Origin of the sequence: Legionella gratiana (assembly GCF_001467695.1) — a bacterium.
Taxonomy (GTDB): Bacteria; Pseudomonadota; Gammaproteobacteria; order Legionellales; family Legionellaceae; genus Legionella; species Legionella gratiana.
In genome coordinates, this window is the sequence record NZ_LNYE01000006.1 from 61,627 (window position 1) to 87,754 (window position 26,128).

The window sequence follows — 26,128 nt, forward strand, 5'->3', positions numbered from 1 at the left end:
AAAACCTCATGTCTTTATCCAAAATTGACTCTTCGATTTAATTAGGGGGATATTTTCTACAGGTATTCTCGAGTGCTCAATTAAATCGATACCTCGCCAAGAAAACTCTATAAGTTCAGCTTTAGCTTGATTTTCTTGAACGAAGACACGAGATATTTTCATTCCTTCGTCCAAATCTCCGTATTGACTATCAAATTATTTTTTAGCAACAACCACAGGAGCCATCCCCTTTTCATTGTATCGAACGCTTTCTATTGTAAAGCCAGCAGCTTGAAGTTGAATTTTCATGTTCTCTTCCGTGCAAAAATTCAAATAATTAATTTGAATAATGTCACCGAAAATCGCCCGCTCTTTGAGAAAATTCTCAGGAGAGATCAGAGACTCAATATTCTGTGGTGGTGGAGGAATAAAACTAATCAGTAACGTCCCATCAGGTTTCAATGCTGTATAAAAACTTTGATATAATGCAACTAATCTCTTTTCACAAGATTCATACATATTTAATCCATTACTCGTAAGCAGATCAAACTCCGCATCAATCGCTAAATCCCATGCATCTTTTTGCATCAAAGTAACTTGCTCCTTGGAAAAACCTTGTTCATTCGCATTTTGACGCGCCCATTTTAAAGATTCAGAATCAGCATCAATCCCCACAAGATGGATATTTTGATAGGAAGAATAATCAAGAAATAACAAATCATCCATTAAACCACTAGGAATAGAAGCTAAGGTCATATTCGATTTTAGTCTTTTTCTAATTTCTTCCTGAAATATATAAAAACGCTCACGCGCCATTCCATAAAGCGATTTGTTTAACAACCATGACTCTAACTCTATTGATTGTTCAGGATCAGGCTTATTGCGAAAAATGTAAGAAGTCCAATACCCATTGAGACCACGATTATGCAATAAAAATCGTCCTAAACTAAAAGAGGCTAATTCATTTAATAATTCTAATGTTTCATCCAGCGGCAAAAATAAATGATCACTTTTTTCTAAACGACTCTTGGTAGAAGCTATGAGTTGTTTGGTAGTTTCATCATAAGGAATATGGCTTGTTGTTTGATGAGAAATAGCGACACTCATTTTTAATCCTTTATTAAATTAAAGCTAAATTGTGAAAACCCTTTTTTACTGAAAGATGATCCAAAACACCCGTTTTTTGTAATACCTGAATGACATTCTTCACTATGGGTAATTCTGGAGTGATTTCAAACCCGTGATACAATTGATTCACCAGCCTTGTAGCTTTGTCTTCATTTTCAAAAAGGGAGTTAAGTAATGCCAAATTGAATTGTTTATCTGAGTTGATATGCAAATATAATGTAACGAAAGAAGCCAATTGCTCCCCAATACACTCTTGATAATCCGGTGGAAGATTCGCCCAGGTATATGCTAACAAATCATAAAAATAACCATAATGTCGCGATTCATCATTCATATGATCATTCACATAAAACTTGATCGAAGGATGCACGCTAGGACTATTAAAAAATTCTACCAATTCACGAACTAAAGTTGTTTCAAAGATACATACAGCTAATATTTCAAAAATCGCATGGTATTTACAGGGCAAACTACTTTTAATTTGGAGTACTGCATTATAAGAATCAGAAATCGGATAATTAAATTTTCTTCGATTGGGAAACTGTCTATCCAATTGCATCATCATGTTTTTAGCCACATAGACATGATAATACTCATCAATCAAAACAGTATAAGCATTGAGCTTTGTTTCTTCAGAATAAGTTACTGGCAATTGTTCATAAATAACAAAATGACACGCACTATTAATGAGTTTCACTTCAAGATGGATAATATCATTTAAGTATTTGAAAAACGATTGAAGAAGTATCTCTTTTTTTACCGATTCACCTAATGCCTGAACTTCTTCGTTAAGTAAAATGGGCTGCTTGTCACTCGGGAAAAAATAACCTTCAAGACTAAAGTCTATATACTTCTCTGGGCGCGAGCGAACCGAACTTCGCGAATCCCATCTTTGTTGATAAACAGTAAACTCGGCATTCTTTAAAAGATTTATTTCACTGATTGCACTGGACATCGGCTTCATCATCCTTAACTTTGGAATAGAAGAGGCTCCAGCTCTTTATTGAGTAACTCCGTTTATTTTCTGATTCCTGTCTAAATCGCAAAAACTATCATTTCAACAAATAGTTGTCAAAGAGTTTTTTTCTTGATCGGCAAAGAGCTAATCAAAACTACTTGTTTCACTTCTAACAATAACTATTGCTTCCACCACAATGTATTTGGAATAATGCTCTTGATATGAAACATTCTCTCGACACAGGAAGAACTACGATGTATAAAAAATCAGAGAAATGCACAGGTAACACCTCTTTAATGACCGAGCAAAACTGCGCGTATTTAGAGAGAGGGCTTGAACTTGATTCCAATTTAAGAAAGAGAACCTGGAGAAAGTTCGCGAAGATATCGACCCTCATCAATACTTTTTGTATTCTTTTTGCTGCTGGAAATTCTTCCGCCTGGGCTCATGGTGGAGGCGGTTTTCATGGTGGTGGAGGTGGTTTTCATGGACAAGGTGGATTTGAATGGGGAAGCAACTCCCGTGAATCTGCAGGGATGTATCACCGAAACAATGATTATTCTGCCTGGGGATCTTCAGGAAGCTATCGGGAAGGTGGATACTATCATGGCTCCCTAGGAGGTTCATCTTATGGGACAATGCATCCATTCCAAGAACATCATCCACAAACAATTCACCCCTTTAATCAAACATCAACAGAAATAGGTCATTTCAATGGCGTTCATCATGGCGAAAGCATCAATAAAGAATTTTCTGGCAATGCAAATTGGATAAATCACAACAATTGGCATGGCAGTTATTGGCATGGCAGTTATTGGCACGGCAGCTATTGGGCCGGAGGAGCCTATTGGGGACCAGGACCTTATTGGGGGTGGGGAAATGGCTTTTTCTATGGTGCATTATTTGGGGCAACCCTTACAACAGCATTATTTTTACCGCCCGTCTATGCCGGCTATTATTATGTTCCATTGTATTATTACCCTGGGCCTTATGATTATACTATTCTCGTTAGCAACTACTCAGTCGTCACAACACCTCCGTTGCGACCTGCGCCGCAAAAAGTAGAAACTTGGGTTCCAGTCAAAAATGGTCATATTCCAGTGAATGCAGTACTCAATAATATTGTCAATAAAAAATCAACTTATTATTGTCGTGTTACATTCCATGGAAAAACATCTTACGGAGTCCTAATTCCGAATGATGGTTGTTATATTGAAGAACCTTCAGTAACCATGCGATTTTCTAAATATGACATTTTGGTTTCCTCGATCGTGGGCTAAAAAGAACATTGTAAGTGTTCCTGCAATTCCTATAAATGTTTAGAATTTCGCCACCTTCCGCAAAAGCGGAAGGTCTAAAAACAACAAACTTGCTAGAAACTTCCCCTTACAACATAATTTTAATAGCCCCCTGCTTTCGCAGAGAGCGGCGCTCTGCTCATCGATTAATTTCCAGCAAAAGAACACTTCGCTGTTTTTAATAGGGACTGAGATAATTTGATATATCCTTGCCTTTTTAGATGAGAAAAACTATCAACGATATCTTCTTGCTCAAGAATATCGTCCATTTCCAAGAGCAATACATTCGTTTTTTCTTGGGCAATACGCCTCATAATCTTATTAAGCAATTGTGTGCGTTTAACAATTTTTTCGTTTTGTTCTTGAGTCATTAATGGCAATGCTATTTTTTCAGGAGGATTAATAAATATCAACTGTACATGTTTTGGAAAAAGACCAATATACCAGAGTACATTCTTTTCAAATTGCGTTTCAGAAACATAGCCACGGTAATTTTTAAATACAAAATAAAAAATAAGCTGATAGAGGATTTTTCGCCAACGCGCTCCAAACCACGTTAATGTAGTATTAAGAATTTTTTCGATGCGTGGCCACGGAGAAAAACGGTTATCGAGATTAAACCGTTTAATATCGCGCATCCCATTAATCATCATTGTTTTAATATGTTCACCTAATACTTGATTGTCTTGCTTGATCGTTTTCAAACTTTTCCAGAAAATGTAATTAGATGTGATGGGGATCTTTTGGTTTTGGATTTTATAGTTGCCACTGTAATAATCGCTTTCAAGAAAATTAACTATGATGTGGTACTCATTATTTTCTATAGCTTTTCGTGTCTTATCAAAACGTACCCCTTGTTTACTCTCTAAATTTTCTCTTAAAAAATGTAAATTTGCGTATTCAAAAAAAGAAAATATTTCCTCATCCACATGATAATATTCACTGAGAAGAAACGAAATGGCATTTGCAAGGCATGGACCTCTGACTAAGACTTTTTTAGCATTTGAAGTTGATTTTTTTTCCTCACTATCTTGTTGCAAATTAACTTTAATAAAATCCAGATTTGTATCAAGGTTCTTTAGTTTAGAAATATTAAATGAAGGCTTTAATTCAGGGTATATTGCTTTTAACCATTGATACATCCTTGCTTCAACGCACATACCTAGAATACGACATGAAAACACATAGTGAAATAACGTATTATTTAAGATACAAACATACCCTACAACTCCATAATCACCATATTTATCCTGCACACGGATTTTAAAATTGCCTCCATTTTTTAATTCAAATAAGGTAAATAAATACTCATACTTAATCCTTGATTGCGTGTAATTCATTTGATTTGAACGGTTTACAAGCTCTATCACACGCTCAATTTCATGATCATTTATATCTAAAGGAATAAGCTGAATTTGGATACTGCACTCTTTCAAAAAGGCTTGCTCATCATTGCTTTTTTCAAGAAATGTTAGTTTATTTTTCTCTTTCCTTTCTAAAATTTTGTATTGTGCTAAGCGCTCCCGATTGCTGTCATTTTTTCCCCAATGGGTCACATCCTCCTGCATAAATTGCTCGGGTAATTTAATGACCATTTTGGGGTTGTGAAAAAGAGCTTCTCTTAATACAAAGTCATTATCATCTACAAATAATACATTTTGTTCACGAAGTTGTGCTTGCTCTATAATTTTTTTTATACGCAATCCTTTATCTTCAAAGGATATTTTGGGAAAAATAAAAAGATCGTAGATGCCGAACTGTTTGAGCACCTTTTCTGCTTTTTTCACGTCGTTTTTTGAGCAAATAGAATGAACTATACCTCTATTTAACAAATATTCAATTCTTTCAATAACATCTTTGTTTAATGTTACATCATCCTGGTCTGCTAGAGTTCCTTTCCACAAAGTATCATCTAAATCCCAGATAATTAATTTAATTTCATTCACAATAACTCATATTTAATAATGACGGATAAAAAATTTTTATACTAGAATGAGTAACCTTTAACACAAGACTAAAAACCTCAAAACATAGCTCAATAACATGGTCTCTAGCGATTAGAGCCGCACTTTGTATCACATTTAAAAATGGAATGCAAAACTGCTATCGTTTTATGGGCTTATATTGCATCAAAAGTATTTTAGTAGTAGCTTTATAATAACTTTCAATGACTAAAGAATAATGACCATGTGTAGCTTGAACGACAAAAAGGTTGTCCTTATAACTGGAGCTTCAACAGGTATAGGGTAATAACACCTATATGGAACTATGACAGAAGCTTTTTTCGAAATAGAAAAAAGAACCTCAGGGAGCATACTTGAAATTTGGCGAAAGGTTGGAGGCTTAGATGAACATAGTAGATATGAAAACATTTCTTGCTGTTGTTGAATATCATTCAACATCCTTAGCATCAAAGCACATGTATGCCTCTCAACCTACTATAAGCAGGCGAATTAAAAAATTAGAGCAAGAATTAGGGAGTCAACTCTTTGTAAATACTACCTATGGAATTGAGTTGACCCAAAAAGGAAAGGCATTTCTTCCCTATATTCGCCAAATGCTAAGTATTTATAATGAAATGATGAAAGCAGAGCATAATGATCGTAAAAGCAGGCCTAAATTAACGATTAATGTAGGACTTAACCCCTATGTTTCTCTCTCAGTATTTGCCGAGTTTATAAATTATATGCTTTCACTCAAAACAAATTATTTTATTACTAATAAAATAGTTCCTGGCAAAGATCTGAATACAAGTCTAGCAGGTGGATATTACGATCTGTTCATTCTCCCTTATACAGGAAATTGTCCTGCCAATATATCCTCTATTCCTTTATGGAAGGAACGAGTTTTACCCGTTGTATCAATTGATCACCCCTTAGCGAAACGTAACACTCCTATTTCTATAGTTGAATTGGCGGAATACGATGCAGTGTTAACAACGAATGACAGTATATTGCGCCAAAAATTTAATATGTTAGCTGCACAAAAAGGAATTTCAGCTAAAATTATCGCGGAAGTAAATACAGTATACAACTGCATCCAGACGGTCGAGCTTGGAAGCAGTTGGTGTTTGATTTATGAAAGACTACTTAATGACAAATTGGCTGTAGTTGAACTCAGCGATTTTACGATGGATATTGAGTTTCATGCTTTTTACTTAAAAAAACGCGGTGAAGAACGCCTAATTTGGGAATTTATCGAATATATTAGACAATGGATCAATCAATCATCTGATCTAAGCCCCCTTCTTATTAAAACAAAAAGCTTATCCATTCAAAGTGAAGATCATCATAAAAAATAGCTTAATATAAATCTTAGAAAATAGTTATCTATTTAAAAATAACAGCAATGCTTTTTGCACATGCAACCTGTTTTCACTTTGAGTAAAGATTATTGAAGCAGGGCTGTCTGGCAAAGCTTCAGAGACTTCTTTTCCTCGTTCCATAGGCATGCAGTGCATAAATACCGCCCCTGGTTTTGCATAAGACATTAAAGATTCATTGACTTGGAACCCTTGAAAAACTTGATTATTATCCTGATTTTCAAAGCCCATACTGGTCCATACATCAGTGTAGACCGCATTAGCATTTTTAACGGCTGCCTCAGGTTTAGAAAAACTATAAATCATATCGTGTTTCATGTCCCGTGCCTGTTCTATAATTGCACTATTAGGCTGACGGGATTCAGGGCAACAGTAATTAATTGTTATACCCAATTGTGGGGCAAGCAACATCAGACTGTGAAGAATGTTATTTCCATCACCCACATATGCAACAGTAAGACCATCAAGTATGCCAAAATGCTCCCAGAGACTTAATAAATCAGCTAGAATCTGACATGGGTGATGTAAGGCTGAAAGACCATTGATTACAGGTACTTTTGCATGAACAACCATTTCTTGTAAAATCTCATCCGCATGAGTCCTCACCATAATGAAGTTAGCATAACCATTTAGAACTCTTGCCATATCTGCCGGAGTTTCCTGTTTTCGAGTACTCCCCACACTTTCAATAGCGATTCCCCCCATACTTTGAATTGCCATTGCAAAACTTAACCGGGTTCGAAAAGAGGGTTTTTCAAAAATCATGGCGAGACTTTTATTCGCTAAAGCCTGACAATAAAAAGAGGGAGTTTGTTTAAGTGCTTTAGCTTTCTCTAAAATATGTTGCAGCTCTTCAGTACTTAATTCAGTTCCAGTGAGAAAATGCTTTACTTTGTTCATCGATGCATTTCTTGTTCCTGTTGATTCAGTAGTAAGTGTGTGTTGAGAATCTACTTCAAGATCGAAGATCGCCTGTTGTAAATTAATCACGAAGGTATTGGTTGTTACTTCGTTAATCGATTGTGAATGATTGTCTTCTGCTCTAGTATTACTGACTGGAATGGTAAGGGACATTTTAGCCTCCTCAATTAAATTGGTAAATAAATGATGTTTTTCTATAACTATTTTCAATCAATGCGTCATGAATCCTTTAACCAGATATTCTCCAGTCTTTGAATTGCTCCATTTGCTTTAAGTTTTTGTAAAGCCTTATTAATCTTTTTTGTCAGTGGAGATCCTTTTTTGACTGCCAATGCATATCCATAATCTGCTTGGGCAATTAACGAATAGGCTAACTCTGTATGTTTTTTACTAAAGATCTTACCTTGAACACCATCCATTAAAACGGCATCTACACGACCTGAAATTAATGATTCAATAGCTTGGTTGTTATTATCCAGCGCTGTAATTTCAGCCTCAGGAAACCTTTCCTTCAACCAAATCTCCATAATACTACCGAGTTGTACCGCTACTTTTTTTCCTTTAAGTTGGTTTGGCGAGGTGACTGGCTGATCTGAACGATACACAGTGGCTATACCATCAAAATAATAGGGCTCAGAAAAATCAAAATTGTTTTTTCTTGCCTCGGTTATTGAAATTGTAGCTATGGCAATATCATCTTGGCCAGAGCTTACTGCCGGAAGAACCGTACTAAATTGCATATTGTCAAAAATTGCTTCTTTTCCAAGTTCTTTAGCGATTAATCGTGCTAAATCAATATCAAAACCTTTAATCTCCCCATGATCGCTATATTCAAATGGTGGATATACTGCTGATGTAGCGAAATGCAGATAACTCTCTTGATCATTTGAATTGCACGCAGATAAAAAAAATAAAGTCGCCACAATCATTAAGTTAACAAATTTACCCATATGAATACCAATCCAAATTTTATGCATATTTCGAATATAATTGATCTAATTATTATTGTCAACAAAATGAATGCATTTTCAACTTATTGATTATGTGTTCAATGATCCTCTTATAAAATTAATGAGCTAATTTTAATGAAGAGGCTGGATAAGAAAGTATGGATTTTGCTAATCCTTGAACGCATTTAAAATCCATCGATCACTTAGCAAGTCTCTTGTTCGCAATGCCCAATATTAACAATAAAAATATAAAATTTGTTTCTTTTGAAATAAACATTTGCATTTAACTCAAAATTTATATTAATCTAGAGGAGACTCACAAGGAAAAGGAGATCGACATGACTAAAAAATCTACAAATACTCGCCAAAAAAATGGAACTCATCAAACAAATCAACCTTATTCCAATAAAGACTCACAACTTTTTTTTAACCAACATCCCTCCCACTCAGCAGGAATAAAGAAAACAAGAAAAAGACAGAAAGAACAACAACCTACTCAAGAAATAAAATTGGAGACCCCTACTGAAATTTTATTAGCGGGGATTTTAGAAGAACTGAAAACCCAGAATATGATTGAACTCATAAAACTACAGGCGCAACAAGAACAAGAAAAAGAGGAGTTGGAAACGGCTGAAAAAATGCAAGAAGAAGATAAAGCCCGATTCGAAGAAGTCAGAAACTCAATGTATATTTAACGTAAGTTCAACATAAAAGACAATTCTATGCTTTTTATGCCGCTAAACGAACGTTAATTTAATATCGAAACCAATTAACGGATAATATGTTGATTGGTTTTTTTTCTGATATGCTTTAAAGAAGATATTCATTAGGGAATGATGAAAATGGCATATTGGCATCAGTATCAAGCAAATGCATCCAGTCAAGGATATGTACCGTTCTCTACTCATCCAGCTAGCTCACCTAAATGGCAAATTGAAGTTGGGCCTGTAGCTTTTGCTTCTCCAGTTATTGGTTTAGATGGGACTGTTTATATTGGCAACTTGACTGGCGAATTGCATGCTATTGGTTCTGATGGAATTTTAAGATGGCGTCGTCAATTAGACGTTAGGGGCAGCTTTATTTCAGGTCAGGCAAATGGCACTTTAGCCTTGTATGATTTGGTAACGGGCGATGAATTATGGAAACCTTGGTATAAGGCAAAAAAAGCGATTCAATCACCGCCTGCTTCATTCATCAATCAAATTTATTTAATCAGTGATACACATGTTATTTTATTGGATGGAAGTGGTCGGTTTATAAAAGAGTTTCAAATGAGCACGCATTCCCTCGGAGCCGCTTTGGGATCTCCTGGCATTTCAGCAAACCAAGTGTATGTTAATGCTCAAGAAGGATTATTTTCTTTATCTTTGGATCTTAATAGTTTTACCAAAAACAGCATTACACCAGGTGGCGTTTCTTCTATTGCAATCGGTGAGGATGGGACTATCTACTTAGCAGATCGAAATAAAAGACTATGGGCATTTAGTGAATAGACTTGAATATGCCAACGAAATAATTAGAGAGCAAGTACGTGATCATCGTCAATGACAGTATATTCAAATAAAAATTTTGGCACTTGATTGATAAAAATAAACGTCATTTTCTATATCGAACCGATTTTATTTAGAACTGTTACAGTTCATTCTCATGTAATAATTCCATGATTGTTATTGCGTTAATAGGTAAAAGTTACGAAAAATTATTTTTCTTAACCAATACTTCTAGACAGGCGGATGGATTTTGTTTCTAATGTCAGACTCAATTCAGGAAGAGAAGAACACATGGATTATACAAGGATCTTTTTTTTAAGTGTATTATTATTTATTGGTACAATACGGGAAATTCAAGCGGAAGAAACAGATCAATTTACTCTTCCACCCAGTGAATTGCAAGACATTGGCCCAATCGCGAGTCATAGACTTTATGAAGTTCTTGAACAAGTTATCGCTCAAACTAATTCAGAAATTCAAAGGCTTCTACCAAGGGTCCAACGTAGTCGGCACGCAGCATCACAATTAGCATCGCGCCGAAATGGAACCTATCTCGCTGATTTAGTCTATAAGCATACTGGCCCAGGTTTTCCACGCTGGTTACGTCGCATTCCCAAAGAATCAAAACCAATCTTTCATAAAGAAGTCCTACCCTGGAACACTGTTTATTGGCTGGTTTTTTCGCAGTCGCCGCTCTTTGTAATTGGTCTTGCACCGACGATTAATATGTATGGTTATTATTTTGGTACTGACAAACTTGGTCATTTTTTCATGATGGGCCATACCTACTACAAAATTTATATGTATTACCTGGACCATGGAAAATCTGCTCAAAAAGCTCACGCCGCTGTTGTTTTATATGGGCAAATTCTTGAGCAGACTTATCTAGGTACATTGATTAATGGAGTTTATTCCAATGCTGACTTAGCGGGCAATTACGCGGGATGGAAATTTTATATGAATATAGCCCAAAGCGTAAAAATTGGAGATCAGACTCTTCCTCCCATCTTAGTTTTAAATGGGGATAAATGGGAGTTTTCCAAACATATTCACAGAGAAACACTATTGAAACCTTATATCTCGGATAATTTAAATGAAGCCTTCAACCCTTGTCGTTACTCTTTTATGCGAGGGCAAATTCGTAAGCAGGTTAAAAAACGATGTACAAATTGGGTTAAGCGTCAAGGCCTCACGAAACAAATTGTTCAAGCAAAGCTTGAAGAAACCAGACTCTGGCACGGAGAAAACTATGGTCACTGGCTTCCTGCAAGCAATGCCGTAACACTCGATGTTTGCTTTGGAGGTCAATAAAAAGTCATCTATTAAAAATAGAACCTTTTAAACTTAGAAATAGTAGTTGAGCTCATAGCGAACTCAATAAGGAAACTCACAAAATTTTCGCTAAAAAGCTTCTCGGTTTGTGAGATTAATTTTCAGGAGAAATACTCTATGTTAAAGAAAAATGCCCAATTCATTAAGAATGAATTAGAACTTGATCGTTTGTACGCTTTAAATGAGCGAGCCAATGCTGAAAATTATCAAATTATCTCCTTTTGTGTCATGAATATTAGATTTTTGGAGACGTATCCTTTAGCAAATTGTGATGATGACACTCAACTTGAATTATTAACGTTGCGCGGTGACTATTATTTGTCATTATTCAAGGCATTAAGTGCAATTAAAAATCCTACCCAAGAAGATGTATCGGATCGATTAAAATATAGAGAAATCGCCTACGAGTATCATCCTGTAGAGGTTGAAAAAATAGAACAGGAATTTCAACTAAAAGAAGAAAAATTAAATTTAGATCACGATTTTTCATTCGCCCTATATTTAAATGAATTGGAGAAAAAGAGCGAACCTATAGAAGAGTTTGAACAAAAAAATAAACATCCTGAAGAGATAGAACAAAAAGAGAATTGTCTTGAAGAACTAGAACAAAACGAGAAACACTCTAAAGAACTGGAGCAAAATGAAGAATTTGTTCTCCTAGATGAATCCAAAGAAAAGGTATTGCGCTCAGAGAAAGTGCTTCCTTTGATGCAAGAGGATGTAAAGAGAAAGTATCATCACTCTCTCTTTGATTGGGCAAAAAACTTACAGCCCGAAGCTTTAGAGCGGTATATCAACAAGATTATTGATAAACAATATACTCCTTTACTGTCTACTTTTTCATTTCGCCAACGAACAGAACCGGTGAAGGAGTATTTAAAAGTGAGTAAACAAGAGCATGGTGATAACCGATTAGCTTATATTCTAAGTTCAGGCTCTCAAGAAGATGGAGCCTTAAATAAGCTTCTCGTCGAAGGACTTACTCCTTTAATGTTGCGCAAATATTCCATCCCGAGTATTAACCTTGCAATTCAAGACAAAAGCTTTAAGCAGAGCATAGCAGGTATTACTCGAGATGTAGTTTTTTTTGCTAAGAACGATAAGCGATTTACTCATCCTTATAGCGATACGGTTATCTCATCGGTGTATAAAGCTATTTATGATTGGGTAGATACTTTAACTGAAGACTCCTTTCAAAGTCTCGTTAAATCTTCATTAAAACAATATGAATCAAAAACGTGGGGAGGTTATTGGAGCACTTCAAAACGCTTAAATATTGAAACGTATCTTAAGAAAAATGGTAACGCACAGGTACTTGCTCTGATTTTTATTAACGAATTAAACGAGTTAGCTTTAAGTGAGTGTTTGTTTGTTAAAATAGTCAATGCTATTAAAAAAGAAATTATAAGTGGTGATTACCCTAAAATGAAACACGATTTGGAATACAAATTGATTGCAGAGTTTAATTTAGAAGAGCATAAAGACTTTTATATTGCTAATCTGCGAACACATCATGAAACACTTGCTGCTGCAGCAAGGCATTCTGATAGTGCCGTAATGAGTTATGCATATTAGAACCCCACTTTATTATCGTTGATAAAAGAGCTTGTTCAAATCATTATGCTATAATATTTTCCTTGAGAGCATGAGCAATCTAAGGTATTTATTTTGAGGATTTAATTATGTTTGACAAAATAGACGCAACAGGAAACTATATAGAATTTCCAGGTGTAACCATTATTGCCCCAATCATAAAAACTTCTCAAGAAAATGCGTTCCTCCATAAAATACATCAATCGTTGACAAGCTCAACATTACTAACTCAGTATTATACCCCATTACCTTATGACAGTTACCATATGACCACCTGCAATCTCTATACCAGAAAAGAGCATGATCGAGATTGGTTTAAATTCATCACAGATAAGCTTGAATTCTTTCAAAATCTCTTTACTCAGCTTCAAATCCAGGAATTTACACCCGAGATTTCAATTGCAGGCCTTGAAACGGGAAGAGCGTTACAGTTACGTTTATCATTACCCGAGAATCAAAAAAAAATGATCGCAGAACTTGCCCAAGCATTTGATATTGAAGATAGGATTCCCCCCTTCTTTCATATTACTTTAGCTTATTGCTACAAAAAAATTGATGATGAAAAATTGCATCAAGAGATTCTTACAACGCTTGAAAAAATCATTGCTCCGTATATAAATCAGACCATAAAGCTCGATGTGCCAATTCTATGTTATTTTGAATCTATGAAAGCATTCATTCCGTGGGATGGAGGAACCTATCCATTTAACGATGCTCCTCGTACAAAAGCTAAGAGATTCTTCGAGGCTAATGAAACCCCATCGCCCAGAATCTTGCCTGAAGACACTGTTACTCTATCATCAAAATTGTTACAGTAGTTTAGCAAGAAACTGCTCTGAACTTTCTTAATAGGAATAAATATGTTTGCAAAAAAAGATAAAGGTAATTTGAACGCTAAAACAGAAAATCTTTGGGAGAATCTATGTACCTATCGAAAAGATTCTGCCAAACAGATTAGTAAGGGGTACGGATATAATTTGCCCCAAATTCTTAATGACTTACAAACTTTTCCTGGGGTAATGTCCTATAGTGGTCATCGAAGTGGTACCAAAGGATCTGGGGAAAACAAGTCAGCAATGAAAGTTCTTGATACTGCCATTCTTCATCTAAAAGAGTGCATGGTCAATTTAGATAAACCCAGATATTCAATGAAATAATAAAATTTTTAGCCTAATTAACGTGCGTTTTATTTAGAGCTGATCCCGTATAAATGCTGCGCATCTTCGCTTTCGCTGGGAACAATCTTTACGGGATAACACCCATTAGTGACATAAAAGGCATAGAAATGCCTTTTATGTTGAACTGTTTTATTTAGAACTTAGGTGAATAAGGCATTAAGCTAAAGCTTTGATCATAAGCTTCCTGAGAATCTTCTGATAAATGACGAACCTCAGTTAATACTTCTTTAGGTAACTGCTTAAAAAAGCTCAAATCTTTCCCAACAACCCCTTCATGACGGATTTTATCAACCATCATTTTATGATTCACCTGAGTAGTCAACCTATTTTCTTCAAACAAAGGAATTGTAAATGTTGGGGTAGGTTTTTGAGTAACTTGTTGTATAGGACGAGTTGGTGTATCTTTCTTTAAAAGAACTGAGTCAGCTAATTCAGTTTCAGTTAATGCGATTGCATAAGGTCCAACAAAAAATGAATCACCATGAATTACATTACTGCCAATTTTCATGGTATAACCAAAGGGTATTTCAAAAGCAGCGAAATCAAACGAACCATCATCACGCTTGACTCCCAATATCAACGCACCACCACACTCAGGTGATAGCGGTGTAAAAACATGAGGAAATGGGTGGGTTTCTACAAATAAACCACCACCACCTCTTTGATTCATAACATAGTCTTGAATATAATCTGCATCCCATTGATATTCAACCAAATAAAGATTTTTTAAAGACTCATCCTCGACAGCGTCTAGAGTAAATGATTTTTCTAGAGGAATTAGCTCTGCTCCGTATTTGGCTAAATATGCAGAAGGCACCGCCAATGCATTCATTTTGGGAATATCCATTACAGGAACATCAGGAGGAATAGTCAATACCCCCAAACCGCCAAAAACACTGGCATCCCGACCACTTACTCCGTGTTCCTGGTTTTTATCTTTCCAAGTCGCTTTAATAGTTAATTCTTGTGGTCGAGTTATTTGAATAGCACCTGAAGAAGAAGGTATATCTAATTCATTTATTCCAGTTGCATCTAACATATCGATTTCTTCGCCTGCTTTAAGAATAGCATGCGCTTTTGCTGCTTTCATTAATGGTTTACTTCCTGGCACATCTGGATTTCTTCGGTCAACCATAGTAGATTGCAAAGCATGTAAATGTTCGCTCACTACCTCAGCTGATAATTTACTTTTCATACACATGGTACAAGTACAGACATCAGCATGCTTTGAGAGAGTAGAATCATCGGAGGTATGACTTTTTTTAGCATTTTTTTCAAAAAGTTCTTTCATGATTATTGACACTCACTTTCAATAGAAAATATTTAATCTAATTGATTAATTTAAAATCAAGAAAGTCAAATTATATACTAACAAGATTAACTGATTATTAACTCTGAGTAAGTGAAGAAAAAAATCTTTACTCGTTCGTTCCAATGTATTTAAAAGAATTGCATCCGATATCTGCTAGGAATTAAATTGACAAATAAGAAGAACCATTTATTCTCAAGATGAGTAATAAACTTCGCTCCAAACTCGCTGTAGTGAGGGAAGTGCGAGGAGAAACGGTGCACAGAACGGGGGCACACGCCAGTACATGAGGATTCGAGCACCGTATCGACGTAGTAATTCTCCACTACAGTAGCGTTTGGAACGAAGTCTAATGAAAATTCATACTATTTTCATTGGCAATAGAGCTACCAAAATGAAGTTGGTATTCCAATAAAAGGAATTTAAATATGTTAAAACGCGCCGTCAGTACTGCAAAAGCACAACAACCCATCGCAACCACAGGTATGTTTGCTCATACTTACTATTGGTTAACCTCTCCTTCAGGAGACCAAACCTATCCGAATCCTTCCTATAAGGATGATCAAGCTCAAAATTTAGGAACCGCGATTTATTTTATCCATGGCACAGCGGATCAGCTCTCAGCCTTTCAACTTGTTGCGGAGCGTTCGATTCAAGCAGGACTTCCTAATGAAATTTCCACCTTAAATTTACTTTCTTTTGATCAACGGTACCAGGGAAAAAGTATTGAGCTTTTTGCTGAGCAACTTAAAGCAAAAATCAAAGCAAACCAGCATAAACGAGTCATTTTGATTGCCCATTCACGCGGAGGATTGGTTGCTTCTTATTTTGCAGAATTTTTAGCTAAAACAGCCGGCATTGAAGTCGAGTTGGTCATTACAATCGGAACACCATTTAATGGTTCTTATCTTGCTGTAAAACCATTGTCATGGTTTTCCGATTCAGTAAGAGAAATGGAAATTGACAGTCCTTTTCTTGCACAACTAAAGAAAAAAATAATGGAGAATCCACTAAGTAACTATCATTTTTTCATTGCAACAGAAGATGCTATTGTACCGGGAGAATCCGGGTATATTAAGGAATATGTCGAAAAACATCCAAATTCGTTAACCATTTTAGATAGACACGGGCATCTTTCTGTGATGTCTTCTCACCGATTAGTGGAGCATATTGGTAAATTACTTCGTAATTGTTTTCATTCCTTACTTAATTCAGAAATAATTGTTTCTAAATTAGCAGAATACACTTTAATTGAAAATTATTCTCCCAATAGGATGTATTGACAATTTGTTCTAAGATGCCTATTTTATGAGCTTTCTAAGTCAAAAGATTAAAAAATTTAAATTCTTTTTTAACAATTTCATTTTTTTGGTGAACATAATAAATACTTAGTGTATAATTGCTGTTCTTTTCCTAAATAGATATAAATGGAGAGTACCATGCCCAAACTGTTCAAAGAGTCCAAAAAGCCGGATCCTAAAAAAAATTTTTTCCAAAACTATTCCGACCATCTTGATTATCTACAACACGAATTTGAAGAATTCTGGATAAAATTGGAGAAAACGAAGAAACTGGAAGAGCGATTAAATTTAATGAGTAATGAAGCGTTAAAACGCTTGAATATCTTTGAAAGGTTACGTGACGGTCATGATTATATGGATGAAGTCGTTGGAGCAACCGCCCTTCCAGCGTTGGGAATGATCGTATCCATTGGCTCATTTGCTGCTGCAGTATGGGAAGGTGCCCAAGCATTAGCAATTCATGTTGGTTTAACTAAAAAAGATGGTGAAGATCATAAAGAGAATGCAGCAAACTTCTTATTACTCTCCGCCGCAAGCTTTGCTCTCTCTGTCGCGAGCTTCCTAAAATCTGCTATAAGCTTAATCAGCAGACCCATTATTACTGCTTTTTATGGCTATGCAAAACAAGACATAGTCCGTTTTCATAATGATGAATCTATTGAGGGGTATGTTGCTAGAATGTAAGAAGCAACAAAAATTCTTTTAAAGATTTTATTGTTATTTAGCATAAATGCGACATAAAAATACCTTTTATGTCGCTAAACGAACATCCCATAAACGGGTTCCCGTGCTAAATAAAAGAGTCCGATATAAAAAACTAGCTTAGCTTTATATCGGACTCGCATTGAATTTTTATTTAGAAATTTACAGGTTGTGGTCTTGCTTCTTTTTCAATAGAGACATCTTGCTTTTGATTACGGTTTTTTAATAGCTTTAAAACTGCAGGCAGAATAAATACTTTTAAGAGAGCGAGTGCAATAATCATGTCATATATCTCTAGTTATTTATAATTTTTACTACTTGATCAGTAATAATACTACAAAAAGATTAAGGTTATATTAAGTAACGCCCATAAAAACCACTTTTTTTACATCAGTTGCTTTGTTCAGAACAAAACCGTTTTAGGGTATTTTGTAACAGTGTCGTTACTGAATCTAAAAGAGCGGACTCCTCAGGTAAAAAAATAGCTCTTAATATTGGGGGTTGAACACAATAAAATACCTTTATTTTTAATACTACCTCGTTATCGATTATCAATTCTTTTTCCAGCTGATAGGGCAACCGTTTTGCATTAGGCTCCGAACTAAAATTACCCCACTTACTTTCTATTGTTGCAACCATATACTCTGGAAATTGAAACGCTTTAGGCAGTGCATGAACCACTCCTCTAAGTAATTCTTCTTTACTCGATTTCCCTAAAGCTATTAAATTTGAAATGGTATACAAACATCTAAGTTCTTTAACACGTTCACCAATATCATGCATCAATTTCTTCCGCTCATTTTCCAGTGTCTTACGAAAAGTAATATTCCTAACGACTTGTACCCATGAATTAGGAAGTAAATCGGAGTTTATAGGTGATAAACTGCACTCTAACCAAATCCCCTTTTCAGTTTCAAATTCTACGGTATATTTATTTCTTGACGTAGAAAGCTTGCAACAGATAGGACAATCTTCTTGATCTATGGCTTTATTATGAAAAAGCATGTGCGAAGATAATCCTACTAATTCTTCAGCTTTTTTATGAACGAACGTTCCTGAGGCATTGTTAGCTTGAACAATAATACCTTCGGACTGCACCATAAAAGCAGGATCAGGAATGTTATTATAGGTAAGGGCCGTGCGTACTAACATTGCAAAAGGCCGATGTAAAGATTCTACTACCAAAGCGATATAGATAAACCAGAATGAGAATATTCTTAATAAATGACCGATTAAATATGCAAAATCATATGCGTTTTTATAATAGGATAACATGGATAATGACGCAATCAAGGTGATGATGCATAAAGATATGTACTGTAATGTTTCTTGAGTCATCATTTTCTTTTCATGCCAAAGCAACATCAACGCTGTAATTAAAATTATGACAACCCCCCATTCACAATAAACTTGAAACCAGGTGGGTCCAAAATACTCGATATAAACTGTAGGAAAATGGCCTGAAAATATACCAATAAAAAATAATAACGTTATTAAAAAGAAGCAAAGATTAATAATCCAAATTTTTACCGTATGTCTAAAAAAATAGATCGCTAGAAGAAAGGTAATCGCTTGGAGAAAGCGAGCAGATATCCAAAACTGGGTACTTACATTATTGCCTCCATCAGATAATAAGTTCATTCCTTTATAAGCTAAAATATGACCTATATCCAAGCTAGAAGACCAACCTGCCGCAAGAGCAATTAAAATCACAAATTGATTTTTTGTGATTTGGGTAGTTGCAGTCGCGAGCATCATTGAGGCCAGCCCAATAAACACAGGAGCTAGCTCTGTTAGTGTATAAAAAACAAGTAAATTAGTTTGGTATCGAATTAAAATGCAGATCAACGATAAAAAAATAGGCGGCAGGAAAACCCGCCAGAGAGGTAATTTCTCCGGAATATAAGTAGCATAGGTCCCCCTCATAATATCCATAGAATTCTCTCTATTGCATCCCGACTTAAAACTCGTAAGTCGAATATACAATAAGTTATTCGGCTATAGCTCTAAGATCTGTTGACCCTTATTATCCTGGCCAAGATGGCGTGATTTTATGCGCCCAATACTAAATATACTTCGTATAATGCTGCATTTCGGTGCTCTAAAATCAGTGGTTTTTTTGGCTCAGTCTAGCGATTATCACCAGGTCCTATATTAAAATAACCATTTTTTAAGTCTGCTTCAAAATCATATGGCCAATCAGTTCGGTATAATCCATATCGTTTTTTTATGGAATTTCTTTCAATAGTTATCCAAACTTGTGTACTGACTATTTGGTTTGGATCGTAACTTGAGCCATTCTTTATTGTGATTTTAAACTCATTAGCAGAAAGTCCATTCCGATACAAAATGTTTTGAAAATCTTCTTTTATTATATTCTCTCCGCTAAACATTGTTTATTCCTTAAAATGAATACCTGAACTAATTATAGTATCTCCACAATCAACAAAGTGCTGTTAAAATTCTTAGTAATAATATTTTTCATTTTAATGTTCGTTAAATTCAGTAATCCAAAATTTTTGCGATGAGTCTGTATCCTTAGGAACAGGAGCTACTACAATGCTCTGGACTAAAGAAGGCTGGAATGGACCAGCTGCCGTTGCCCATTGATAGGTTATTTTAAATTCCCAGGAATTTTTGCTTTGCGCTCTTTTTTTAATTATATAAGAAGTGATCCATGGACTAGAAACTCCAGAAACCCAATAAGGCCAACGATCTTTGTATTTATTTTTTAATTGATCAGAAAACAGCATAAATTGGACCGCACCATTTCGATTTTGATTGGCTTTTGCAAATAAAAGTGCAACTTCATCCATTTTCTGTGGTGCTAAGGCCTTTTCCAACAAGGCAATTCGAGCAGAGTCTGATTCAGATTGTGAAACCGTTTCAGTGGTACTATATGCCGAAATAGAAAATAAAATGATGCAACAGCTCAAGATGATGCATGATTTTGACATGTTCATGTTTTTCTCTGAGTTTTAAGGCGAACCTGTCATTTTATCGCTAATTATTCATAAATGTCATTGATTATCTCATTTTTCCGCATAAAAAAGGCTGCATTAATTGATATCTTGTGAAACGAGCATCGATTTTCGGCTGTGTTTTTTAAATAAATCAACCAAAAGTTTTGCAGATGGTCCCATTTTTTCGGGTTGGTAATGGACCAAATAGACTGGATACGTTCTAATATTATTTTCTTCCATATTTAACGGTAAAATAGGCAAATTCCGTTCTTCAACAAGATGTTGTGGTAACCAAGAAAAACCAATTCCATGCACAACACATTGAATTTTCATTTCTATTGTACTTACTTTCCAATGAAATTCTGAACCTAACCAGCCTTCATTTCGTTTTTTATTGAGTCCTGAATCTTGAGCAATGATGTATCGTTGATCATATAGATCTTCATGAGTAATTACCTTCTGATGTAACGAACTGTCTTTATGCGCATAAGGAATAAAATGAATATCCATTAATTTATTTCCTGTATAACCTTCAGGAATTTTTGAAATGATTGCCAACTCCGCCTCTCCATTAACTAATTGATCGCTAGGTCCCGATAAAAGCCCATGATTAATAATTAACTTAGTATGTTGATTCTCCGCGCTAAACTGTTGCAGTACATTCATTAACACAGTGAATGGAAAAATTTCATCAATCGCAAGTCGCAATGATTTTTCATAAACTGATTTTAAATTAAATATCCCGTTTTCTACATTTTTTACTGCACGAGTAATCTGGCGTGAAAGTTTAAGAATTTCTACTCCCTGTTCGGTCAATATCGCTTTTCGGCCATCAAGTTGCAATAGTTGCAAACCTAACATGTCCTGCAGTTTCGCTAACGTATAGCTAATATTCGATTGACTTTTATGCAATTTACTCGCAGCTTTCGCAAAGCTGCCTTCATCGATAACTGCTTGCAATACCCGCCATTGCTCTAAAGTTATTTTAGCCATAATTGTTCAACCAAGATCCATCTAAAAATTAGATATATTTAGTCAAAATTATGCGCTTTTTTAATTTCATTAGCCACTTATAATCAATGTGTTTGACTAACAAGGAGAAAAAATGAACAAAATACTGTTATCGCTAATTACCAATGGTTTGTTAATCCATTCATGTTTAGGATTTGCAGGAGTAATGCAAGAAACCAATAAACACATTGTGACACAGTTTTATCAGAAGGCCCTCAACGAAAAAAATTTTGATGCTGCCCAGGAATACTTAGGGGCTTGGTACATCCAACACAATCCAAACGCTCAAGATGGAATTGAGGGATTAAAAAATTACATTAATTATCTAAAAAGTACTTATCCACAATCGCATAGTGAAATCAAAAGAATACTTGCTGAAGAAGATTATGTTATTGTACATGTGCATTCCATCTTAGAACCAGGAACCCAAGGAAGAGCAATCATTGATATTTTTCGCTTGAAAGATGATAAAATTTATGAACATTGGGATGTTATTCAACCCATTCCCACCGAGTCCGCTAATAGTAATGGAATGTTCTAGTTGAACAAAAAGCAATGCCTAGGATTATCTTTAAGATGGATTTGACCATCTTTATAGTCCTGGGTACACTTACATGAGAGTACAAAGTATGAGCTCCAATTATGACAAAACCGTTTACGTCACAACTTCATCCTCCCACTTCATTTACTGAGCCTGCATTCTGGTTCATTTTTCATGGCGAAGAGCTTCTGTTACAAAATAACTCTATCCCTCGATTTATTAGCATCGATGAACTGAATCTCATAAATGAACGCGAAATTTATTTAGGAACTTATGGCACCATTCCTTGTTTTACTGTAGAGGTGCATCAAAAATCAACAGCTTTACCACAAGGTATGGGATTTCAACATGTTCGCCAATCTCATGAAATTTTAGAAGATGATGACTTGTTTCGATTGGTCACGCGAGCAAAACAATTATTACATTGGGACAAAAGTACTCAATTTTGTGGCTATTGTGGCCATAAAACTCAATCCAGTACCACAGAACGAGCAAAAATATGCCCTGTCTGTCGTTCATTAATTTTTCCACAAATTGCTCCAGTTATGTTGGTATTAATTTGGCGAGACGACGAAATCCTACTTGCACGCTCCCCCCATTTCGTACCTGGAGTTTACAGTGTCTTAGCGGGTTATGTGGAACCTGGAGAAATGCTTGAGCACACGGTGGTGCGTGAAGTAAAGGAAGAAGTAGGACTCACGATTAAAAACTTACAGTATTTTTCTTCTCAACCTTGGCCTTTTCAAAGTAATTTAATGCTTGGATTTACCGCTGAATATAGCCATGGCGAGATCCAAATAGATACTACTGAAATCGAAGACGCTCAATGGTTTTCCATAAAAAAACTCCCCCAATTACCCAAACCCATAAGTCTTTCACGACAAATGATTGATCAATATCGAGCAATGCATCGATAACTAATTAGCGTGAGTAAATAAAATCAATTTGATATAAAAATGATATTTATTTTTTATATCGAACTTATATTAATTATTTTATGGCGTGTTTTATTTTGCAATCAATCTAGCCAATCATAAATGATTAGGTTAAAGTAGGACGTTCAATTAATTTTTTCACCTAAAGGAATAAGACGATGAAAATTTTAGTAAAGTCACTTTTTTGTACTGTCTTTTTAACCAATATTGCCTTTGCTGATGATCTATCACAATTTAATACACAAATCCAAAACCAGATGAAGCAAATGCAAACCCAACAACAACAGCAAGTACAACAACTCAATACCCAACTTCAAGCACAAATTAAAAAAGTACAGTCTGATTTACAGCAACAAATACAAACAATGAACACTCAACTCCAAAATCAAATCAAAACAACACAAAGTCAATTACAAACACAAATCCAAACGGTAAACACCCAAGTTCAACAATTACAAAAAAAATGAAGTAGTACTCACTACTTCATTCCCACAAAAAACGGAGTTCTTACTTACCTATATTCCTTAATAATCCTAAAAAAATCAAAAAAAAATCACCCAATTTCAGCGCAGTAGATTCTCGTAATAGAAGGCAATTACTTTTTTTAGGATTATCTGTCTCCAGCAAAAATTAGATTCACGGTATATACTTATTATAGAGAATGGGCTCACCCATTAGCCTTATCCAATTAATTTGTTAGCTGTAAGGAAATGAGGGAACATGGTAAGACAGAAAATAGATTATCAAAAGGTTGCCAAAGCTGCAGAAAAAGTTAAAAAGCAAGGTCGAGATCCTTCACTAACTAATGTATGCGAAGAGTTAGGAATTATTTCGCCAACACCAAATCTTTCTTCTCTTCTTGAAAAATGGTACCACACTCAACCTGAATTCCAACGCTCTATTAATGTGCCACTTTCAGAGAATATCAATATTAAGGCTCACGATATTCTTGAAAAAAATATAGAATTAGAAAAATCTTTATCGCTATTACGAGCTACACTTGAATCTACCGCTGACGGCATTATGATGGTCAATGGCCAAGGACAAGTTGTAGATTGGAATCAAAAATTTGTAGAAATGTGGCGAATTCCTTCTCATATGTTGGAATCAGGAACAGAGAGTATTGGTTTTGAATACATTTTACAGCAATTAAGTAATCCAGAAGCGGTCATTGCAGATGTAAAATACCTTTATGAAAACCCAGAATGGCAAGGAGAACTTCCAGTTCTACATTTTAAAGATGGGCGAATTTTTGAACGATTTACGCAACCACAACGAATTGGTTCTGAAATCGTAGGACGAGTGTATAGCTTTAGAGATATCACTCAGAAATTGCTGGAAGAAGATGAATTGCGTATTAGAGAACGGGCGATTGAAGCCAGTACACTGGGTGTAGCGATCATTGACATATCCAAACTCAACTTACCCATTATTTATGTTAATAAGGCCTTTGAACGGATTACTGGATACAGTGAAAGACAAATATTAGGTCAAAATTTTTCTTTTCTTCATAGCAGTAAAGTAGAAAATGTAGGGCAAAAACGACTTAACTTTGCCATAAAGGAATTGCGCGAAGAAACAGTAGAGCTCGAATGTTATCGACGAAATGGGGAAGTATTTTGGGCTGAAGAAAGTGTAGCTCCAGTTAGGGATTCATTCGATAACGTCAAACATTATGTCTGTATTCTTAACGACATTACCCAACGCCGTGAAATGGAACAACAATTGATTCAACAGGCAACTCATGACTCGCTAACCGAATTACCCAATCGAGTATTATTAATAGACCGTGTGGATCAAGCAATTTTACAAGCCAAAAAAAAAGGGTCTATCCTAGCTTTTTTATTCTTGGATTTAGATCACTTTAAAATGACTAATGATACTTTAGGTCATAGTATTGGTGATAGACTCTTACAAGCGGTCTCAAACCGTTTACTTATTGCCACCAACGATTTTGATACAATATGTCGCTTAGGTGGAGACGAATTTGTTATTCTATTGCAAGATATTGCCTCAGAACAGCAAGCGCAACAAAAAGCAGAAGAAATTTTAAGATCGATCGCAAACCCTATTCGAATTGACCAACATAGTTTAAAAATAACGGGAAGTATAGGAATCAGTTATTATCCTAAAGATGGTGATGATTATGAATCTTTAATGAAAAATGCTGATCTATCTATGTATCATGCCAAGGATAGTGGACGTAATACCTATCGTAGCTATGATAAAGAAATGAACATGCGCGTTATTAATCGCATGCAGCTCGATAATGCTTTACGTGACTCATTAAAAAGGGATGAATTTCATCTGGTCTACCAACCACTTATAAACTTAACAACAAATAAAATTATTGGCTTTGAAGCATTATTGCGATGGCACAGTCATCTTTTAGGTGATGTTTCTCCCAGTGAATTTATTAGTATGGCTGAAGAAAACGGTTTAATTCTTGACATAGGATTGTGGGTCTTAAAAGAAGCGTGCAAACAATTAGTCAGTTGGCACAATCAAGGATATTCCAATTTAACCATGGCAGTAAATATTTCTGGTCGACAATTTCGTCAGGCTCATTTGTCTGAAATCATTGAAAAAATTCTTCTCGAAACGGGGCTATCTGCCAAATTTCTTGAATTGGAGCTTACTGAAAGCTTGCTCGTTGACAACGTCAAACATGCTGTTGAAACCATGTATGAGTTAAAAGATATGGGGGCTAAGTTAGTCATTGATGACTTTGGAACTGGATATTCCAGTTTATCTTACCTGAAGCAATTCCCTGTTGATAGATTAAAAATAGATCGATCCTTCATTAGTGAATTAGTAAATCGTGAAAACGATGCTGCAATTACTCGAGCAATTATCAATCTAGGCCATAGTCTGAATTTGGAAGTATTAGCAGAAGGAGTAGAAACAGAGTTACAACTTGAATTCATCACCAAACATGGTTGTGACTATGCACAAGGATATTATTTCACCACCCCTCAAAAAGCAGAAGAATTAAAAAATTTCATCATTCAACATAGTTGATCTTCACCTATTTTTTTCTTAATTTTTTTCAAATCGGTATGATTTTTGCTTATAAAAATAAAGGTGCACTTTATTGTGAGTATTTTCTATTGAAAAGTAAACGATAGTGATTTGATTATGACTTGTTTCACTATGCAGTCCAAGAAGTGAAACATAGAATAGGTCATTTTAAATAAGTGTAATAAACCATATCCTA

26 protein-coding genes are annotated in these 26,128 nt (G+C 35.3%); 14 read left to right on the plus strand and 12 right to left on the minus strand.

Features of this window, described 5'->3' with window-relative positions:
• Nucleotides 1–6 precede the first annotated feature (6 nt).
• Genes Lgra_RS17710 through Lgra_RS02750 form a run of 3 tightly spaced genes read right to left on the minus strand, consistent with a single transcriptional unit; the run spans nt 7 to nt 2,062 of the window.
• Nucleotides 7–162 carry a hypothetical protein gene (locus Lgra_RS17710; protein WP_157068247.1) on the minus strand — a complete coding sequence of 52 codons (156 nt, stop codon included), beginning with the start codon at nt 160–162 and terminating at the stop codon, nt 7–9.
• A 33-nt stretch (nt 163–195) separates the two neighbouring features.
• On the minus strand, nt 196–1,086 hold the full coding sequence (locus Lgra_RS02745) for an SAM-dependent methyltransferase (RefSeq protein WP_058497755.1): 891 nt from the start codon (nt 1,084–1,086) through the stop codon (nt 196–198).
• A gap of 13 nt (nt 1,087–1,099) precedes the next feature.
• The gene (locus tag Lgra_RS02750; protein ID WP_058497756.1) at nt 1,100–2,062 is read right to left on the minus strand and encodes a diiron oxygenase; all 963 of its coding nucleotides are present in this window, start codon (nt 2,060–2,062) and stop codon (nt 1,100–1,102) included.
• A gap of 257 nt (nt 2,063–2,319) precedes the next feature.
• Between Lgra_RS02750 and Lgra_RS02755 the strand changes: the two genes are divergently transcribed.
• On the plus strand, nt 2,320–3,345 hold the full coding sequence (locus Lgra_RS02755; protein ID WP_058497757.1) for a hypothetical protein: 1,026 nt from the start codon (nt 2,320–2,322) through the stop codon (nt 3,343–3,345).
• A gap of 164 nt (nt 3,346–3,509) precedes the next feature.
• Here Lgra_RS02755 and Lgra_RS02760 read toward each other — a convergent pair whose 3' ends face one another.
• Nucleotides 3,510–5,309: a hypothetical protein gene (locus Lgra_RS02760; RefSeq protein WP_058497758.1), complete on the minus strand. Its 1,800-nt coding sequence runs from the start codon at nt 5,307–5,309 to the stop codon at nt 3,510–3,512.
• 401 nt (nt 5,310–5,710) lie between these two features.
• Here Lgra_RS02760 and Lgra_RS02765 point away from each other — a divergent pair, with 401 nt between their 5' ends.
• On the plus strand, nt 5,711–6,664 hold the full coding sequence (locus Lgra_RS02765; RefSeq protein WP_058497759.1) for a LysR family transcriptional regulator: 954 nt from the start codon (nt 5,711–5,713) through the stop codon (nt 6,662–6,664).
• A gap of 24 nt (nt 6,665–6,688) precedes the next feature.
• Here Lgra_RS02765 and argF read toward each other — a convergent pair whose 3' ends face one another.
• Both argF and Lgra_RS02775 read right to left on the minus strand, forming a co-directional pair.
• Nucleotides 6,689–7,759, minus strand: coding sequence for an ornithine carbamoyltransferase (gene argF / locus Lgra_RS02770; protein WP_058497760.1), 1,071 nt, complete (start codon nt 7,757–7,759; stop codon nt 6,689–6,691).
• A 65-nt stretch (nt 7,760–7,824) separates the two neighbouring features.
• Entirely contained in the window at nt 7,825–8,556 is a 732-nt protein-coding gene (locus tag Lgra_RS02775) for an ABC transporter substrate-binding protein (RefSeq protein ID WP_058497761.1), read from the minus strand.
• A 338-nt stretch (nt 8,557–8,894) separates the two neighbouring features.
• Here Lgra_RS02775 and Lgra_RS02780 point away from each other — a divergent pair, with 338 nt between their 5' ends.
• The 6 genes from Lgra_RS02780 to Lgra_RS02805 all read left to right on the plus strand — a co-directional run bounded on the left by Lgra_RS02780 (nt 8,895) and on the right by Lgra_RS02805 (nt 14,128).
• Nucleotides 8,895–9,251 carry a hypothetical protein gene (locus Lgra_RS02780; protein ID WP_058497762.1) on the plus strand — a complete coding sequence of 119 codons (357 nt, stop codon included), beginning with the start codon at nt 8,895–8,897 and terminating at the stop codon, nt 9,249–9,251.
• A 147-nt stretch (nt 9,252–9,398) separates the two neighbouring features.
• Nucleotides 9,399–10,049, plus strand: a complete 651-nt coding sequence (locus tag Lgra_RS02785) for an outer membrane protein assembly factor BamB family protein (protein WP_058497763.1) — start codon at nt 9,399–9,401, stop codon at nt 10,047–10,049.
• Between the two features lie 288 nt (nt 10,050–10,337).
• A complete protein-coding gene (locus tag Lgra_RS02790) occupies nt 10,338–11,357 on the plus strand; it encodes a hypothetical protein (protein WP_058497764.1) in 1,020 nt (339 codons plus the stop codon).
• 138 nt (nt 11,358–11,495) lie between these two features.
• A complete protein-coding gene (locus Lgra_RS02795) occupies nt 11,496–12,953 on the plus strand; it encodes a hypothetical protein (RefSeq protein ID WP_058497765.1) in 1,458 nt (485 codons plus the stop codon).
• Between the two features lie 107 nt (nt 12,954–13,060).
• Complete coding sequence (locus Lgra_RS02800) at nt 13,061–13,789, plus strand: DUF1868 domain-containing protein (protein WP_058497766.1); 729 nt, start codon at nt 13,061–13,063, stop codon at nt 13,787–13,789.
• A 42-nt stretch (nt 13,790–13,831) separates the two neighbouring features.
• Entirely contained in the window at nt 13,832–14,128 is a 297-nt protein-coding gene (locus tag Lgra_RS02805) for a hypothetical protein (RefSeq protein WP_058497767.1), read from the plus strand.
• 154 nt (nt 14,129–14,282) lie between these two features.
• Here the strand turns inward: Lgra_RS02805 and Lgra_RS02810 are convergent, their stop codons facing one another.
• Nucleotides 14,283–15,440 (minus strand): hypothetical protein, encoded by a 1,158-nt coding sequence (locus Lgra_RS02810; RefSeq protein ID WP_058497768.1) that lies wholly within the window; start codon nt 15,438–15,440, stop codon nt 14,283–14,285.
• Nucleotides 15,441–15,886: 446 nt separating this feature from the next.
• Between Lgra_RS02810 and Lgra_RS02815 the strand changes: the two genes are divergently transcribed.
• Complete coding sequence (locus Lgra_RS02815) at nt 15,887–16,741, plus strand: lipase family alpha/beta hydrolase (RefSeq protein WP_058497769.1); 855 nt, start codon at nt 15,887–15,889, stop codon at nt 16,739–16,741.
• Nucleotides 16,742–16,897: 156 nt separating this feature from the next.
• Nucleotides 16,898–17,443, plus strand: coding sequence for a hypothetical protein (locus Lgra_RS02820; RefSeq protein ID WP_058497770.1), 546 nt, complete (start codon nt 16,898–16,900; stop codon nt 17,441–17,443).
• Nucleotides 17,444–17,615: 172 nt separating this feature from the next.
• Here the strand turns inward: Lgra_RS02820 and Lgra_RS18445 are convergent, their stop codons facing one another.
• The 5 genes from Lgra_RS18445 to Lgra_RS02840 form a co-directional block, all read right to left on the minus strand.
• Nucleotides 17,616–17,744 (minus strand): hypothetical protein, encoded by a 129-nt coding sequence (locus tag Lgra_RS18445; protein ID WP_274519561.1) that lies wholly within the window; start codon nt 17,742–17,744, stop codon nt 17,616–17,618.
• 107 nt (nt 17,745–17,851) lie between these two features.
• Entirely contained in the window at nt 17,852–19,396 is a 1,545-nt protein-coding gene (locus tag Lgra_RS02825) for an MASE3 domain-containing protein (RefSeq protein ID WP_058497771.1), read from the minus strand.
• A 194-nt stretch (nt 19,397–19,590) separates the two neighbouring features.
• Nucleotides 19,591–19,854, minus strand: coding sequence for a hypothetical protein (locus tag Lgra_RS02830; RefSeq protein ID WP_058497772.1), 264 nt, complete (start codon nt 19,852–19,854; stop codon nt 19,591–19,593).
• 93 nt (nt 19,855–19,947) lie between these two features.
• A complete protein-coding gene (locus Lgra_RS02835; protein ID WP_058497773.1) occupies nt 19,948–20,424 on the minus strand; it encodes a hypothetical protein in 477 nt (158 codons plus the stop codon).
• 96 nt (nt 20,425–20,520) lie between these two features.
• Nucleotides 20,521–21,417 carry a LysR family transcriptional regulator gene (locus Lgra_RS02840; RefSeq protein WP_058497774.1) on the minus strand — a complete coding sequence of 299 codons (897 nt, stop codon included), beginning with the start codon at nt 21,415–21,417 and terminating at the stop codon, nt 20,521–20,523.
• A gap of 112 nt (nt 21,418–21,529) precedes the next feature.
• Between Lgra_RS02840 and Lgra_RS02845 the strand changes: the two genes are divergently transcribed.
• The 4 genes from Lgra_RS02845 to Lgra_RS02860 all read left to right on the plus strand — a co-directional run bounded on the left by Lgra_RS02845 (nt 21,530) and on the right by Lgra_RS02860 (nt 25,932).
• On the plus strand, nt 21,530–21,976 hold the full coding sequence (locus Lgra_RS02845) for a nuclear transport factor 2 family protein (protein ID WP_058497775.1): 447 nt from the start codon (nt 21,530–21,532) through the stop codon (nt 21,974–21,976).
• 101 nt (nt 21,977–22,077) lie between these two features.
• Complete coding sequence (nudC, locus tag Lgra_RS02850; RefSeq protein WP_058497776.1) at nt 22,078–22,893, plus strand: NAD(+) diphosphatase; 816 nt, start codon at nt 22,078–22,080, stop codon at nt 22,891–22,893.
• Between the two features lie 176 nt (nt 22,894–23,069).
• Complete coding sequence (locus Lgra_RS02855; protein ID WP_058497777.1) at nt 23,070–23,378, plus strand: hypothetical protein; 309 nt, start codon at nt 23,070–23,072, stop codon at nt 23,376–23,378.
• A gap of 253 nt (nt 23,379–23,631) precedes the next feature.
• The gene (locus tag Lgra_RS02860) at nt 23,632–25,932 is read left to right on the plus strand and encodes a bifunctional diguanylate cyclase/phosphodiesterase (protein ID WP_058497778.1); all 2,301 of its coding nucleotides are present in this window, start codon (nt 23,632–23,634) and stop codon (nt 25,930–25,932) included.
• Nucleotides 25,933–26,128: the final 196 nt, after the last annotated feature.